Source organism: Neisseria shayeganii 871 (assembly GCF_000226875.1).
Classification (GTDB): Bacteria; Pseudomonadota; Gammaproteobacteria; order Burkholderiales; family Neisseriaceae; genus Eikenella; species Eikenella shayeganii.
On record NZ_JH164926.1, the window covers coordinates 1,591,799 to 1,605,969 of the forward strand.

A 14,171-nucleotide genomic window follows, 5' to 3' on the forward strand; every position below is an offset into this window, starting at 1 on the left:
TATAGAAAAACCGACACCGTGCCGGCTTTGGCGGCACGGTGTCGGTTTTTCTGTCGGCAAGCGTATGCCGTTGTTTCAGCCGGCCTTTGAGGCTACCTGAAAAGCCGTCAGGCCGCCGGCTCAGGTGCAGGCCGCCTCTCCGATACACACCACTTTGTTGTGAAAGGCGTTCAGGCTGCTGCGGTGGCCGATGCTCACAATCATGCTGTCGGCCAATTCTTTGCGGATCAAACGGTAAAGGGCGGCTTCGGTTTCTTCGTCCAAAGCCGAGGTGGCTTCGTCCAGCAACACCAGCTGTGGTCTGCCCAATACGATGCGCACAAAGGCCGCCCGCTGCAATTCGCCGGGCGAGAGCTTGTGCTGCCAGTCGTTTTCGCGATCCAAACAGCTTTTCAGGTAGCCTAAGCGGCAGCCGTCCATCGCCCGGTGCAGGGCGGCATCGTCCGGCTGCAAATCGGGATAACACAGCGCCTGCCGCAACGTTCCTTGCGGCATATAGGGGTGCTGCGGCACAAACAGCGTATGGCCGTGCGCCGGGCTGCGGATGCGGCCGCTGCTGCCGAACGGCCACAAACCGGCCAGCGCCCGCAGCAGGGAGGTTTTACCGCAACCGGATGGCCCTTGGATCAGCAGCGCATCGCCGTCGGCTACCTGAAAACCGATGTCGGCCAGTAAAATGCCGCCGTCGCTGCGGTACAGCGTCAGCCCTTCGGCCGACAATACGCCGCGGGCGGTTTCGGTTTGCGGCAGGCGCACGGGATCCTGATGGGCGGTGTGGCACAAAAAGCCGGCCAAACGCTCCACCCGCGCCTGGTAGGCGGTAAAGGCTTCGTAGGTGTTGCGGAAAAACGAGAGGGCGCGCTGGAGGCGGTTGAACGCCTGCACGGTTTGGTGCATATCGCCGATTTTCACTTCGCCGGCAAAAAAGCGCGGCGCCTGCAGCATCAGCGGCAGCAGATTGGAAATTTGGGTGATGCCGGTATTGAAGCCGTTCAGGCCCAGGCTGCGGTAGACAATCCGCCAGCGGTTGCGGATGATGCGGGCGAAATGGCGGCGCAGATTGTCCCGCTCGGCCGCCTCGCCGCCGTAAAAGGCGATGCTCTCGGCATGGTCGCGCACGCGGACCAAGGCGTAGCGGTAGTCGCCGTTCAAGCGCTCGTTTTGAAAGTTGAGGCCCACCAGCGGCCGGCCGATCCACACCGAGGCCAGGGTGGCGCCCAGAATAAACAGGTAGATAAACATCACCATCCCACGCGGAATGTCCACGCCCAACAGCGTGAGTACGCCCGACAAACCCCACAGAATCACGGTAAATTCCACCACCGACACCACCGCATTGATGAGGCCGCGCACCATCTCCACCGTGGTCACGATGAAATCCTGTGCGTCCTGCTGAATGCGCTGGTCGATGTTGTCGGGCGCATGGCGCCGCATGTGCAGGCGGTAATAGTTTTTGTGCGCCAGCCAATGGTCGGTCAGCACTTGGTTGAGCCGTTCCAGCCAGCGGATCATAAACACCTGTTCCAAAAAATCGTTGAACACGGTGTGGAGGATTTTCACCGCCATCAGCGCCGCATTGATGAGGGCGAAAAACCAAAATGCTTCCACCGCCCCGTCTTGCAGCGAGCTGTACAGGCCGTTGTAAAAAAAGGTGTTCAGCACGCTGATGCGCACTTCCACCAACACCATCAGCAAGAGCAAAAGCAACAGAGCCGCCGTTTTGGCCGCGGCCGGCCTCTGCAGGCAGGGCCGCACGATGCGGGCAAACTGCCTGCCGAAGCGGGTACGGCCGAGCAGCAGCGCCGCCAGCAGACAAAACAGCAGCACGCCGGCAAAGCTTTCCAACAGCCACCACGGCGTGCTTTCCAGCTCGATTTTCCATTTTTCCTGATTCATTTTCCCACCCCTGCGGGCAAACGGCGGCCTGCCGTTGCGGCAGACGCAACCGGAAAGGCTACCTGAAAGCCTGCTCAGCCGTACTGGCGGTTTTCAGGTAGCCTTTGCCTCGATTGAATTTAAAACGCCAGCTTGGCGGACAGACTGATTTCGCGCGGATTGCCGATGGCAATCATGGGGAAATGCGCCGAAGAGGCAACGGTGGAGGTGTAATACAGGCGGTTGCTCAGGTTTTTGCCGTTGAGGCGCAGGTTCAGCCGGCTACCGCCCACTTGGGTGTCGTAAGAGAGAAAGGCGTCTGCGGTGGCCGCAGACGGGATTTTCCACAAACCGCCCCGGGTGTCGCCGATGTACCAGCTGCCGTTAAACTTGCCGCCCAGGCCGCCGCGCAGGCTGCCGCCCGCCACGCGGCCGAAGTCGTAAGTGAGGTAGAGGCCGAACTGGTTGCGCGGCGTATTGTTCAACGGCAGGCCGGCCACACCCGGCTCCGCTTCCAATGCCTCGGTACGCGTATAGGCGTAATTGGCATTGATGCCCAAACGCTCGGTAATCTGGCCGCCGACTTCGGCTTCCAAACCGTAAGAACGGGCCCGGCCGGCAAAACGGACTTCGGTTTGGCCGCCCACGGTGGTGGTATAGCGCACGTTTTCCTTGACGATGTGGAAAGCCGCCACCGCCGCCGACAACTGCCCGCCGGCGTATTTGGCGCCCACTTCGAACGCACGGCCGCGCTCGGGCTTGGCCTCGCCGGGAATCTCACTCCCAATCGATACCTGCGGGCGGAATGAGGTGGCGTAGCCGGCATAAGCCGACCATTGCGGATGGATGCGGTACACCGCGCCGATCTGCGGCGACAGGTTCCAGCCGTGGTTGTCGGTGTTTACCCGAAACTCATGCGGCAGCCCTTTGGTATTGCGTCCGGGTTTGGCACCGTTTTGGCGGCCGGCGTATTGGTCGTAATAATCCAGGCGCAGGCCGCCGGAAACAATCCATTTGTCGCCGAAATAAGCGGCATCGTTCACATACAGCGAAGCCGTTTTCAGCTCCTCGGTTTGGCGGGTGTTGTTGCCCTGCCCGTCTATGGTGTTCACGCCCGGCTGCGGCGCGATGCCGCCGTACTGCGGGTCGTACATATTGATGGTGTGGTTGCCGGCCGCATTGCCTTGGTAAATCCGCCTCAACAGTCGGTCGTTGCGCATGGCTTCAATGCCGAAAGACAGCTTGTGGCGCACTGTGCCCCAATGCGCGTCGCCGTTCACGCCGAGGGCAAGATTGTGCACGCGCAAACGGGCGTCCTGCGTGCCGTCGATGCGGCGCAATACCCGGCCGGTGGCGGTGTCGATGCCCGATGCCGTATTGAGAATCCGCGCTTTCCAGTCATCGTAGGTGTGGTAGGTCAGGCCGTAGTTGAAACGCATTTTCCAGTTGTCGTTGAAATAATGGTCGGCCGTAAACTGGAACAAATGGTTTTTGCCGCTCTGCTCGCTAAACGGCTCGTCCAAACGGCGCTTGGCCGGAATCGCCAAGGGCTTGCCGTAATTTGCGCTGCCGGGCGTGCTGTCGATAAAGGTGCCGCGGTCAAACGGCACGGTGTAATCCAGATATTCGTAAGAGGCGCTCAGCGTGGTGCCGTCCCCCACCCATTTGACCGAAGGCGCCAGCGTGGTTTGCCTTTTTTCACCGAAATTGCGCCAGTAATCGCTTTGCCGGTGGTCGGCAATCAGGCGGTAGGCCAAACCTGTTTCGCCGATGGGGCCGGTAAAGTCCAGGCCGAACTGGCGGCTGTTGTGGCTGCCCAAAGCGGTACTGAGCACATACGCGGGTTTGAACTGCGGCTGCTTGGTGACCACATTTACCACGCCGCCGGGATCCTGCACCCCGTACAGCACGGAAGCCGGCCCTTTCAACACCTCTACCCGTTCGGCAGTGGGCGAAAACAAATGGGTTTGCGACATCTGCATGCCGTTGCGCAAAATGGAGTTGTCGCGGTTGTCGCCGAAACCGCGCTTGACCACCGCATCCAGCGTGCCGGCCAGCGTATTGGCCTGACGGATGCCGCTCACGGTTTGCAGCGCTTCGTCCAAAGAAGACGGGCGGCGGTCTTCCAATACCGCGGCCGTCACCACATTCACGCTGCGCGGAATCTCCACCAGCGGCGTATTGCCCCCGCCCACCACATCGGCGGCCACCGGCTGGTAGCCGTTGTCGTAGCGGCGCTTGGCCGTTACCTCAATATTTTCCAACTCGGTGGCGGTGTCCTCCGCTTGGGCGGTTTGGGCAAAAACAAAGCCCGGGCTGCCGACGGCGGCCAGGGCGAAAACCAAAACTTTGGCTTCAAAACAAAAAGTGCGTTTCATGGGAAATCCGGAAAAGTAAACGGTCGAAAGGCTGAACTGTCAACCAAATAAAATTTATTCTCAATTTTATTCGAGGCGACATTCTACGCAAAACCGCCATGCCTACCAAGCCTTACCGGGCAAAAATCACTCAAAACAACGCATGCCACTGTTTTGGCAAAACAAATACCGCGCCACACGGCAGATAAGCGGCCGCCGTCCGAACGGCACACAGGCTACCTGAAACCCGCCCGCCGCTTTCAGGTAGCCTGCTTCCCTTGATTTTCCCCGGCCTGCCGCCATTTCCGGCTTCATTGTCAGCCCCAAGGATTCCCCCATGAGCACCACCGCCATGATGACCCCCCAAGAAATCGTTCACGAACTCGACAAACACATTATCGGCCAAAACCAAGCCAAAAAAGCCGTGGCCGTGGCCCTGCGCAACCGCTACCGCCGCTCCCAAGTGGCCGAACCGCTGCGCAGCGAAATCGTGCCGAAAAACATTCTGATGATCGGCCCCACCGGCGTGGGCAAAACCGAAATCGCCCGCCGCCTCGCACGCCTCGCCAATGCGCCGTTTATCAAAATCGAAGCCACCAAGTTTACCGAAGTGGGCTATGTGGGCCGCGATGTGGACAGCATCGTGCGCGACCTGATGGAAATCGCCCTCAAAAACCTGCGCGAACAGGCGGTGCAGAAAAACCGCGACCGCGCACAAGACGCCGCCGAAAACCGCATTCTCGACGCCCTGCTGCCGCCGCCGCGCCAAGCCGGTTTTGCCGGCGAAGCCCCCGAGCCGCAGCCGGAAAGCAACACCCGCAAGAAATTCCGCGACATGCTGCGCCGCGGCGAATTGGACGATAAAGAAATCGACATCGACATCGCCCATACCCCCGCCGGCGGCATGCAGGTGATGGGGCCGCCCGGCATGGAGGAATTCAGCAGCCAGCTGCAGGACATGTTCAGCAAAATGCAGCAAGGCCGCACCAAAAAACAGAAAATGAAAGTGGCCGCCGCCATGAAGCTGCTCTTAGACGAAGAAGCGGCCAAACTGGTGAACGAAGAAGACTTGCGCGAACAGGCCGTGCGTGCGGTGGAACAGCACGGCATCGTTTTCCTCGACGAAATCGACAAAATCGCCACCGACAGCAGCCGCCACGGCGGCGACGTATCGCGCCAGGGCGTGCAGCGCGACCTGCTGCCCCTGGTGGAAGGCACCACCGTGCAAACCAAATACGGCATGGTCAAAACCGACCACATCCTGTTCATCGCTTCCGGCGCCTTCCACCTGAGCAAACCCAGCGACCTGATTCCCGAGCTGCAAGGCCGCTTTCCCATCCGCGTGGAGCTGGAAAGCCTCACCGTGGACGACTTCAAAGCCATCCTCACCCGCACCGACGCCTGCCTCACCAAGCAATACCAAGCCCTGCTCGCCACCGACGGCGTGGATTTGGTGTTTGCCGACGAAGGCATCACCCGCCTGGCGGAAATCGCCTTCCACGTGAACGAAAAAACCGAAAACATCGGCGCCCGCCGTCTGCACACGGTGTTGGAAAAACTGCTGGAAGACGTGTCGTTCCAAACCCCGGCCGGCCAAACCCTCGTGGACGCCGCCTATGTAAACGAACGGCTGGAAGAAGTGGCCGAACAGGAAGATTTGGCCCGCTACGTGCTGTAACATCCCGCCAATCAAAACCAGGGCCTCCCGCCGTACTAAGGGAGGCCCTGGTTTTATGGTCAGGCCGCCAATCGGGCCGCTCCATTGCTTTCAGGTAGCCCCAAACCGCAGCAGGCTACCTGAAAAGCAAAAAGCCGCCCCTTTCGGCGCGGCTTTCCATTCTCATCAACGGCTTACACCAGCGGACGTACTTCCATGCCGAACATGGCGCGGGCGGTGTTCAGCATCTGGCAGCTGAAGCCCCATTCATTGTCGTACCAAGCCAGCACTTTCACCATATTGCCGTTGGAAACCTTGGTCAGCGTGCTGTCGAAGGTAGAGGCTTCGGTGCTGTGGTTGAAGTCGGACGACACCAAAGGCAGGGTGTTGTAGCCCAAGATGTTTTTCATCGCGCCTTCGCTGGCGGCCTTCACAATGGCGTTCACTTCTTCCACGCTGGTTTCGCGCGCCGCTTCAAAAGTGAGGTCCACCAGCGACACATTGATGGTGGGCACACGCACGGCAAAACCGTCGAGCTTGCCTTTCAACTCGGGCAACACCAAGCCCACGGCTTTGGCGGCACCGGTTTTGGTGGGGATCATATTGTCCACCGCGCTGCGGGCGCGGCGCAGGTCTTTGTGGCGCACATCGGTGAGCACTTGGTCGTTGGTGAAGGCGTGGATGGTGGTCATCAGGCCTTTGACCACGCCCAAGCCGTCGTGCAGCGCTTTGGCCACCGGCGCCAGGCAGTTGGTGGTGCAGGAAGCGTTGGAGACCACAGTCATGTCGGCAGTGAGCACATCGTGGTTGACGCCGTACACCACGGTAGCGTCCACATCGTCGCCGCCGGGCGCGGAAATCAGCACTTTTTTGGCGCCGGCATCCAAGTGGGCTTGGCATTTTTCTTTGCTGGTGAACGCGCCGGTGCATTCCATCACCAAATCCACGCCCAAATCGCGCCACGGCAGTTCGGCCGGATTGCGGGTGGAGAAGAAGGGAATGTGGTCGCCGTTCACAATCAAATGGGTGTCGTCGTGGCGCACATCGGCGGCAAAGCGACCGTGCACGGTGTCGAATTTGGTCAGGTGGGCATTGGTTTCCAGGCCGCCGCTGGCGTTCACCGCCACGATTTCGAATTGGTCGCGCAGATTGTATTCGTAAATGGCGCGCAAAACTTGGCGGCCGATGCGGCCGTAACCGTTGATGGCGATTTTCAGGCTCATGTATTTCACCTTTCTGATGGGAAAATTTGGGATGGGGAAGGAACAAATGCCGCATTATAGCGGCACTAAAGCAGAAATTACAGACAAACGCCGGCCACAGGCCGCCTTCAGGCCACCTGAAACCCGGCTTGCACCACCGAAACAGCTCGCCGCAAACAAGAAAATTCCAATAAATAACAGACACCAAAAAAATTTCCCCGGCCCGCAGCTTGACTGCGCCGCCAATCGCCCTATAATGGCGTCCTTTCGTGAGTACGGCCACGCCGGAAAACACCCGATGCGGGAATAGCTCAGTTGGTAGAGCGCAACCTTGCCAAGGTTGAGGTCGCGAGTTCGAGACTCGTTTCCCGCTCCAGTTTATCGTTTTGTCTGCTTCAGTTTCCGGTATGCGGGAATAGCTCAGTTGGTAGAGCGCAACCTTGCCAAGGTTGAGGTCGCGAGTTCGAGACTCGTTTCCCGCTCCACCCGCCTTCACAAGCGGCAGCCTTGCCGGAATGCAGATAAATCCACCCTGCGGGAATAGCTCAGTTGGTAGAGCGCAACCTTGCCAAGGTTGAGGTCGCGAGTTCGAGACTCGTTTCCCGCTCCAAGTTTCAGCCGTTTTTCCTTTCTAAAACGCACCCTTTGGCGGAATGGCAGAGTGGTTATGCAGCGGCCTGCAAAGCCGTGTACGCCGGTTCGATTCCGACTTCCGCCTCCAATCTCTCCAGCTTCACGGCGGGGTGGCAGAGTGTTTATGCTGCGGGGGGTGCAACCTCCGCATAGGCCGGTTAAAATCCGCGCCCCCGCCTCCAGTTCCCTGTGTACCGGCTCATCCGGTACATGGCCCGAGTGGTGAAATTGGTAGACACAACGGACTTAAAATCCGTCGCCCCTAATACGGGCGTACCGGTTCGATTCCGGTCTCGGGCACCAAAACCACCCACACACCGCCTTGCAGCGGTTATTTTTTTGCCTGCCGTCCGCAGCCCAGCCGCCGCAGGCTACCTGAAAGCAAGCACCCATGTTCGGCACCGTCCACCTCATCACCTACATCATCGGCACCGTCGCCGTCATCATCCTGCCCGGCCCCAACTCCCTGTTCTGCCTATCCATCGCTGTCCAGCACGGCGTGAAAGCCGCCTACCGCGCCATCGCCGGCATCATCTTCGGCGACACCCTGCTGATGCTGGCCACCATTCTCGGCGCCGGCACCCTGCTCAAACTCTATCCCACCCTGTTTGACGGCCTCAAACTGGTGGGCGGCCTCTATCTGGCCTATATCGGCTTCAATTTATTGCGCGGCGCTGTCAGAAAATGGCGGCTCGCCCCGTCTAGTGTGCAGGCCGCTGAAAACAGCCCTGTCCAGCCGGCCCGCCACATTTTCAAACGCGCCCTGCTCTTGAGCCTCACCAATCCCAAGGCCATATTGTTTTTTCTGTCGTTTTTCGTCCAGTTTGTCGATCCCGCCTATCCGCACCCCGCCCTCTCCTTCCTGGTGCTGGCGGTGATTTTGCAGACCACCAGCTTTCTCTACCTCAACCTGCTGGTGTTCGCCGGACACAAAATGACACGGCTGTTCCGCCGCTACCAGCGGCTTTCCGCCTGCGCCATGGGCATGGTCGGGCTGATGTTTGCCGGTTTCGCCGTGAAGATGTGGTTGGCCACCGTTTAAGCCCTTCACCGAAACCCAGCAAACATGATTACCACCCTGTTTTTCCTCTTTTTCGCCATCCGCCTCGTCTCCCTCTCCATTTCCATCCGCAACGAAAAGCGCCTGATTGCCGAAGGCGCCAAGCAGTTTGGTGAAAAAAATTCCAAGCTGCTGGCCGCCGCCCACATTGCCTACTACTTCGCCGCCCTGGCCGAATCCCATCTCCGCGGCACATCCTTTGATGCCGTCTCCACCGCCGGCGCCGCCCTGACCGCCTTCGCCCTCGCCATGCTGTTTTACGTGATCCACGCGCTCGGCAAGATCTGGACGCTGAAAATCTACATCCACCCCCAACACACCCTCAACCACTCCTGGCTCTTCCGCCATGTGCGCCACCCCAATTATTTCCTCAACGTCATTCCCGAACTCATCGGCATCGGCCTGCTCTGCCACGCCTGGACCACCATGGCCATCGGCCTGCCCGTTTACTTGGTAATTCTCGCCGTCCGCATCCGCCAAGAGCAAGCAGCCATGCGCCATCTGTGGTAAGCCACAGGCTACCTGAACGCCCTGTTTTCAAGCAGCCCGCCGTCTTTCAGGTAGCCCGACTCCGAATTTCCCCGCCGCAGAGCGCCTGAAATACCGTATAATCCCGCCCGGCCGACATACACATTCAGGCAGGGGAAACCGACACAAAAAAGGCTGTCTGACAATCAGACGGCCTTTTTGTAAAAATACGCCCTTACCTCCGCAGCCGGTAGATTGGGATCGGGCACAAACCGTAACCCAACATAAGTCAAAATAATCAAGCATGGCCATATTGGGTTTACGCTGCGCTTCAACCCAAGCTACATTTACTACAACCTGCTTTCAGGTAGCCTGAACAGCCGTAGGTTGGGTTAGGCCGCAGGCCGTAACCCAACATTTAGGCTACGTTTGCCTACGCAACGCTTTCCGCAACACGGAGGTAGCCATGCAATATCGCCGCAGCTTCACACCGGGTGGGTGCTATTTTTTCACCCTCGTCCTACAAGACCGCCGGCAAGATTGGCTGGTGCGGCATATCGACAAGCTGCGGCAGGCCGTAAAAGTGGTAAAGCAAAAGCACCCGTTTGAAATGATTGCCGTGTGCGTCTTGCCCGAGCATCTGCATTTATTAATCAGGCTACCTGAAAACGACAGCGATTACCCCATGCGCCTGCGCATGATTAAAGCCGGATTTTCCCGAGCCTTGCCCAAAACGGAAGACATATCCGCTGCCCGCAGACGCAAAAACGAACGCGGGATTTGGCAGCGGCGTTATTGGGAACATCAAATCCGCGACGAGCGGGATTTGAATGCCCATATTGATTACATTCATTTCAACCCGGTGAAGCACGGATATGTAACGCGGGTAGCCGATTGGCCGTATTCATCGTTTCACCGTTATGTGCAAAGAGGCATTTTGCCCGCGGATTGGGTGGGGAGCAGCGTAGAAACAGAGGGGGATTTCGGCGAATAATGACGTTTGAAAGATAAAGATGTAGGTTGGATTGATAAACCCAACAAAACCATTGCATAAAAAATGCCATAGGTTGGTTAATCGTAGGTTGGGTTAGGCCGCAGGCCGTAACCCAGCATTTAGACAAAATAATCAAGCATGGCAATGTTGGGTTTACGCTTCGCTCCAACCCAACCTACGCTTGCTTTTATGGTTGGGGAACATTTTTGAAAGTAAAGAAAGTAAAGGAAGTTTTAGAGGAGTTTAAAAAAAATAGAAGGCTTCCTAAGCAAAAAATACAAAAGCTATCTTTCATATCTGCAGTCATTTTAATATTACTAATTCTGATGCCAAGCCTTAAACTGGATAAATTTACTGAACATACTTTGCAGCGAATGAAATTAGGTGGATTTGATGTAACAGTTAGAACAGATGACAAGCGAGTGCTTGAAGGTTTTCTTTTATTAAAAACAAAAGAATTTTATTATGTTTATCCGATGTGTAACGGAAAAAAATTTGCTGAAAATGTGGTAATAATTAATACCCAGAATACAACCCTTATTTATAAAGCTGAATCAAAAAATTCAGAAATAAAGCAAGAAATTCAGGAGTCAACTCAAAAGAGTTCAGGAGCAGACTCAATAAATTTAGAAACAAAGTAATTTTCCTAATGCTTTTTTAATATTTTAAAGAGTAAACACCATGCCCAAACGTACCGACCTAAAATCCATTTTAATCATCGGCGCCGGCCCCATTGTTATCGGCCAGGCCTGCGAGTTCGACTATTCCGGCGCGCAAGCGTGTAAGGCGCTGCGCGAGGAAGGTTATAAAGTGATTCTGGTGAATTCCAACCCGGCCACGATTATGACCGACCCGGATATGGCCGATGTTACCTATATCGAGCCGATTATGTGGCAGACCGTTGAGAAGATTATCGCCAAGGAGCGACCCGATGCGGTGCTGCCGACCATGGGCGGCCAAACGGCGCTGAACTGTGCGCTGGATTTGGCGCGCAACGGTGTGCTGGCGAAATATAACGTCGAGCTGATCGGTGCAACGGAAGACGCGATTGATAAAGCGGAAGACCGCGGCCGCTTTAAAGAGGCGATGGAAAAAATCGGCTTGCATTGCCCGAAATCTTTCGTGTGCCACACCATGAACGAAGCACTGGCGGCGCAAGAGCAGGTGGGCTTTCCTACGCTGATCCGTCCGTCGTTTACCATGGGCGGTTCGGGTGGCGGCATTGCCTACAATAAAGACGAATTTATCGCGATTTGCGAACGCGGTTTCGATGCCTCGCCCACCCATGAGTTGCTGATCGAGCAATCGGTGCTGGGCTGGAAAGAGTATGAAATGGAGGTGGTGCGCGATAAAAACGACAACTGCATCATCATCTGTTCGATTGAAAACTTCGACCCGATGGGCGTGCACACGGGCGACAGCATCACGGTTGCGCCCGCGCAAACGCTCACCGACAAAGAATACCAAATCATGCGCAATGCAAGCTTGGCGGTGCTGCGCGAAATCGGCGTGGACACGGGCGGCTCGAACGTGCAGTTTGCCATCAACCCTGAAAACGGCGAGATGATTGTGATTGAGATGAACCCGCGCGTGAGCCGTTCTTCGGCGCTGGCTTCCAAAGCCACGGGCTTTCCGATTGCGAAAGTGGCGGCAAAACTGGCGGTGGGCTTTACGCTGGACGAGTTGCGCAACGACATCACCGGCGGACGCACGCCCGCATCGTTTGAGCCGAGCATTGATTATGTGGTTACGAAAATCCCGCGTTTTGCCTTTGAAAAATTCCCCGCTGCCGACGACCGCCTGACCACGCAAATGAAATCGGTGGGTGAAGTGATGGCGATGGGCCGCACCATTCAGGAGTCGATGCAGAAAGCCCTGCGTGGTTTGGAAACCGGTTTGTGCGGCTTCAACCCGAAAACTACCGACAAGGCGGAAATCCGCCGCGAGCTGGCCAACCCCGGCCCCGAGCGCATTCTGTATGTGGCCGATGCGTTCCGCGCCGGTTTCAGCAAGGAAGACATCCACGAAATTTGCGCGATTGATCCGTGGTTCTTGGCGCAAATCGAAGACTTGGTTCAAGAAGAACAAAAAGTTTCAGACGGCCATCTGAACGATTTGGACTACGCTACTCTGCGCCGCTTGAAACGCAAAGGCTTTTCCGACAAACGCTTGGCGCAATTGTTGAGCTTGGGCGCGCCCGCAGGAAGTCCCGTAGGGGAAAAAGAAGTGCGCGAACACCGCTACGGCTTGAAGCTGCACCCCGTGTACAAGCGCGTGGACACTTGCGCGGCGGAATTCCAATCCGACACGGCTTACCTCTATTCCACTTACGAAGAGGAATGCGAAGCGAGGCCGTCTGAAAACAAAAAAGTGATGATTCTCGGCGGCGGCCCCAACCGCATCGGCCAAGGTATCGAGTTCGACTATTGCTGCGTACACGCCGCGCTGGCGCTGCGCGAATCGGGTTTTGAAACCATTATGGTGAACTGCAACCCCGAAACCGTTTCCACCGACTTCGACACTTCCGACCGCCTCTACTTCGAGCCGCTCACGCTGGAAGACGTGTTGGAAATCGTGCGCACCGAAAACCCGTGGGGCGTGATTGTGCATTACGGCGGCCAAACCCCGCTGAAACTAGCCAATGCTTTGGTGGAAAACGGCGTGAACATCATCGGCACGTCTGCCGATTCGATTGACGCCGCCGAAGACCGCGAACGCTTCCAAAAAGTGTTGAACGATCTGGGTTTGCGCCAACCGCCCAACCGCACCGCGCGCAACGAAGAAGAGGCGTTGGTGCTGGCCGAAGAAATTGGCTATCCGCTGGTGGTGCGCCCGTCTTATGTGTTGGGCGGCCGCGCCATGCAGGTGGTGCATTCTGCCGAACAGTTGCAGAAATACATGCGCGAAGCCGTGCAGGTTTCCGAAGACAGCCCCGTGCTGCTCGATTTCTTCTTGAACAACGCCATCGAAGTAGATGTGGATTGCGTTTCAGACGGCAAAGATGTGGTGATCGGCGGCATCATGCAGCACGTTGAGCAGGCCGGCATCCACTCGGGCGATTCGGGCTGCTCGCTGCCGCCATACTCGCTTTCCGAAGAGATTCAAGACGAAATCCGCCGCCAAACCAAAGCGATGGCTTATGCGCTGAACGTGGTCGGCCTGATGAACGTGCAATTTGCCGTGCAAGACGGCGTGGTGTTCGTGCTGGAAGTGAACCCGCGTGCCTCGCGTACCGTGCCGTTTGTTTCCAAAGCCACTTCCGTGCCGCTGGCCAAAGTGGGCGCGCGCGCGATGGCAGGCATCAGCCTGAAAGAGCAAGGCGTAGAAAAAGAAGTGGTTCCCGATTTCTATGCCGTGAAAGAAGCCGTGTTCCCGTTCATCAAATTCCCCGGTGTGGATACCATTCTCGGCCCCGAAATGCGCTCGACCGGCGAAGTGATGGGCGTGGGCGCAACCTTCGGCGAAGCCTACCTGAAAGCCCAACTCGGCGCGGGCGAACGTATGCCTGCCACCGGAAAAGTGTTTATCGCCGTGCGCGACGAAGACAAACCGTTAATCGTGAAAACCGCCAAAAACTTCCAAGCTCTGGGCTACGGCGTATGCGCCACCCGCGGTACTGCCGCTTATCTGCAAGAGCAAGGCGTAACCGTGCAAGTGGTGAACAAAGTGCCGGAAGGCCGCCCGCATATTGTGGATGCGATTAAAAACGGCGAAATCGCCTTGGTGGTCAACACCGTAGGCAGCGACGTCCAATCTGTGGCCGACAGCCACAGCATCCGCCGCACTTCGCTCACCCAGCGCGTGCCGCAATACACCACCGTGGCCGGCGGCGAAGCCATGAGCGAAGGCGTGAAAAGCATGAACGCCCTCGGTGTGTACAGCGTGCAGGAATTGCACGGAAGGTTGAAGAAGTAAGTATCCGCAA

The 14,171-nt window shown here is 57.3% G+C and carries 9 protein-coding genes and 5 tRNA genes; 11 read left to right on the forward strand and 3 right to left on the reverse strand.

The genetic code is table 11. The features are described from left to right. Positions 1-120: 120 nt before the first annotated feature. Together HMPREF9371_RS07290 and HMPREF9371_RS07295 are read right to left on the reverse strand one after the other, a co-directional pair. Positions 121-1,896 carry an ABC transporter ATP-binding protein/permease gene (locus HMPREF9371_RS07290; protein ID WP_009119385.1) on the reverse strand — a complete coding sequence of 592 codons (1,776 nt, stop codon included), beginning with the start codon at positions 1,894-1,896 and terminating at the stop codon, positions 121-123. Positions 1,897-2,015: 119 nt separating this feature from the next. After that, on the reverse strand, positions 2,016-4,253 hold the full coding sequence (locus HMPREF9371_RS07295) for a TonB-dependent siderophore receptor (protein ID WP_009119386.1): 2,238 nt from the start codon (positions 4,251-4,253) through the stop codon (positions 2,016-2,018). 316 nt (positions 4,254-4,569) lie between these two features. On the opposite strand from HMPREF9371_RS07295, the gene hslU reads away from it, so the two are divergent. Then, on the forward strand, positions 4,570-5,910 hold the full coding sequence (hslU, locus tag HMPREF9371_RS07300) for an ATP-dependent protease ATPase subunit HslU (RefSeq protein WP_009119388.1): 1,341 nt from the start codon (positions 4,570-4,572) through the stop codon (positions 5,908-5,910). Between the two features lie 173 nt (positions 5,911-6,083). On the opposite strand, the gene gap is transcribed toward hslU, so the two are convergent. Next, positions 6,084-7,112, reverse strand: coding sequence for a type I glyceraldehyde-3-phosphate dehydrogenase (gene gap, locus HMPREF9371_RS07305; protein WP_009119389.1), 1,029 nt, complete (start codon positions 7,110-7,112; stop codon positions 6,084-6,086). Between the two features lie 279 nt (positions 7,113-7,391). On the opposite strand from gap, the gene HMPREF9371_RS07310 reads away from it, so the two are divergent. The 10 genes from HMPREF9371_RS07310 to carB all read left to right on the forward strand — a co-directional run bounded on the left by HMPREF9371_RS07310 (position 7,392) and on the right by carB (position 14,161). Next, positions 7,392-7,467 (forward strand) — tRNA-Gly (locus HMPREF9371_RS07310). A 33-nt stretch (positions 7,468-7,500) separates the two neighbouring features. Next, a tRNA-Gly gene (locus tag HMPREF9371_RS07315) sits at positions 7,501-7,576 on the forward strand. Between the two features lie 49 nt (positions 7,577-7,625). After that, positions 7,626-7,701 (forward strand) — tRNA-Gly (locus HMPREF9371_RS07320). Between the two features lie 37 nt (positions 7,702-7,738). Then, positions 7,739-7,812 (forward strand) — tRNA-Cys (locus HMPREF9371_RS07325). 125 nt (positions 7,813-7,937) lie between these two features. Continuing rightward, positions 7,938-8,027: transfer RNA gene (locus HMPREF9371_RS07330), tRNA-Leu, on the forward strand. A gap of 88 nt (positions 8,028-8,115) precedes the next feature. Continuing rightward, on the forward strand, positions 8,116-8,766 hold the full coding sequence (leuE, locus tag HMPREF9371_RS07335; protein ID WP_009119390.1) for a leucine efflux protein LeuE: 651 nt from the start codon (positions 8,116-8,118) through the stop codon (positions 8,764-8,766). A 24-nt stretch (positions 8,767-8,790) separates the two neighbouring features. Next, a complete protein-coding gene (locus tag HMPREF9371_RS07340) occupies positions 8,791-9,294 on the forward strand; it encodes an isoprenylcysteine carboxyl methyltransferase family protein (protein ID WP_009119391.1) in 504 nt (167 codons plus the stop codon). A gap of 424 nt (positions 9,295-9,718) precedes the next feature. After that, entirely contained in the window at positions 9,719-10,246 is a 528-nt protein-coding gene (locus HMPREF9371_RS07345; protein ID WP_009119392.1) for an REP-associated tyrosine transposase, read from the forward strand. Positions 10,247-10,452: 206 nt separating this feature from the next. Next, on the forward strand, positions 10,453-10,887 hold the full coding sequence (locus tag HMPREF9371_RS12555) for a hypothetical protein (protein ID WP_156787007.1): 435 nt from the start codon (positions 10,453-10,455) through the stop codon (positions 10,885-10,887). A gap of 40 nt (positions 10,888-10,927) precedes the next feature. Next, positions 10,928-14,161 (forward strand): carbamoyl-phosphate synthase large subunit, encoded by a 3,234-nt coding sequence (gene carB / locus HMPREF9371_RS07350; RefSeq protein ID WP_009119394.1) that lies wholly within the window; start codon positions 10,928-10,930, stop codon positions 14,159-14,161. Positions 14,162-14,171 lie beyond the last annotated feature (10 nt).

What these genes read in the sequence shown, in the direction of transcription:
- HMPREF9371_RS07290 (WP_009119385.1), bottom strand. Translation starts at nt 1,896, where the DNA reads ATGAATCAGGAAAAATGGAAAATCGAGCTGGAAAGCACGCCGTGGTGG.
- HMPREF9371_RS07295 (WP_009119386.1), bottom strand. Translation starts at nt 4,253, where the DNA reads ATGAAACGCACTTTTTGTTTTGAAGCCAAAGTTTTGGTTTTCGCCCTG.
- hslU (WP_009119388.1), top strand. Translation starts at nt 4,570, where the DNA reads ATGAGCACCACCGCCATGATGACCCCCCAAGAAATCGTTCACGAACTC.
- gap (WP_009119389.1), bottom strand. Translation starts at nt 7,112, where the DNA reads ATGAGCCTGAAAATCGCCATCAACGGTTACGGCCGCATCGGCCGCCAA.
- leuE (WP_009119390.1), top strand. Translation starts at nt 8,116, where the DNA reads ATGTTCGGCACCGTCCACCTCATCACCTACATCATCGGCACCGTCGCC.
- HMPREF9371_RS07340 (WP_009119391.1), top strand. Translation starts at nt 8,791, where the DNA reads ATGATTACCACCCTGTTTTTCCTCTTTTTCGCCATCCGCCTCGTCTCC.
- HMPREF9371_RS07345 (WP_009119392.1), top strand. Translation starts at nt 9,719, where the DNA reads ATGCAATATCGCCGCAGCTTCACACCGGGTGGGTGCTATTTTTTCACC.
- carB (WP_009119394.1), top strand. Translation starts at nt 10,928, where the DNA reads ATGCCCAAACGTACCGACCTAAAATCCATTTTAATCATCGGCGCCGGC.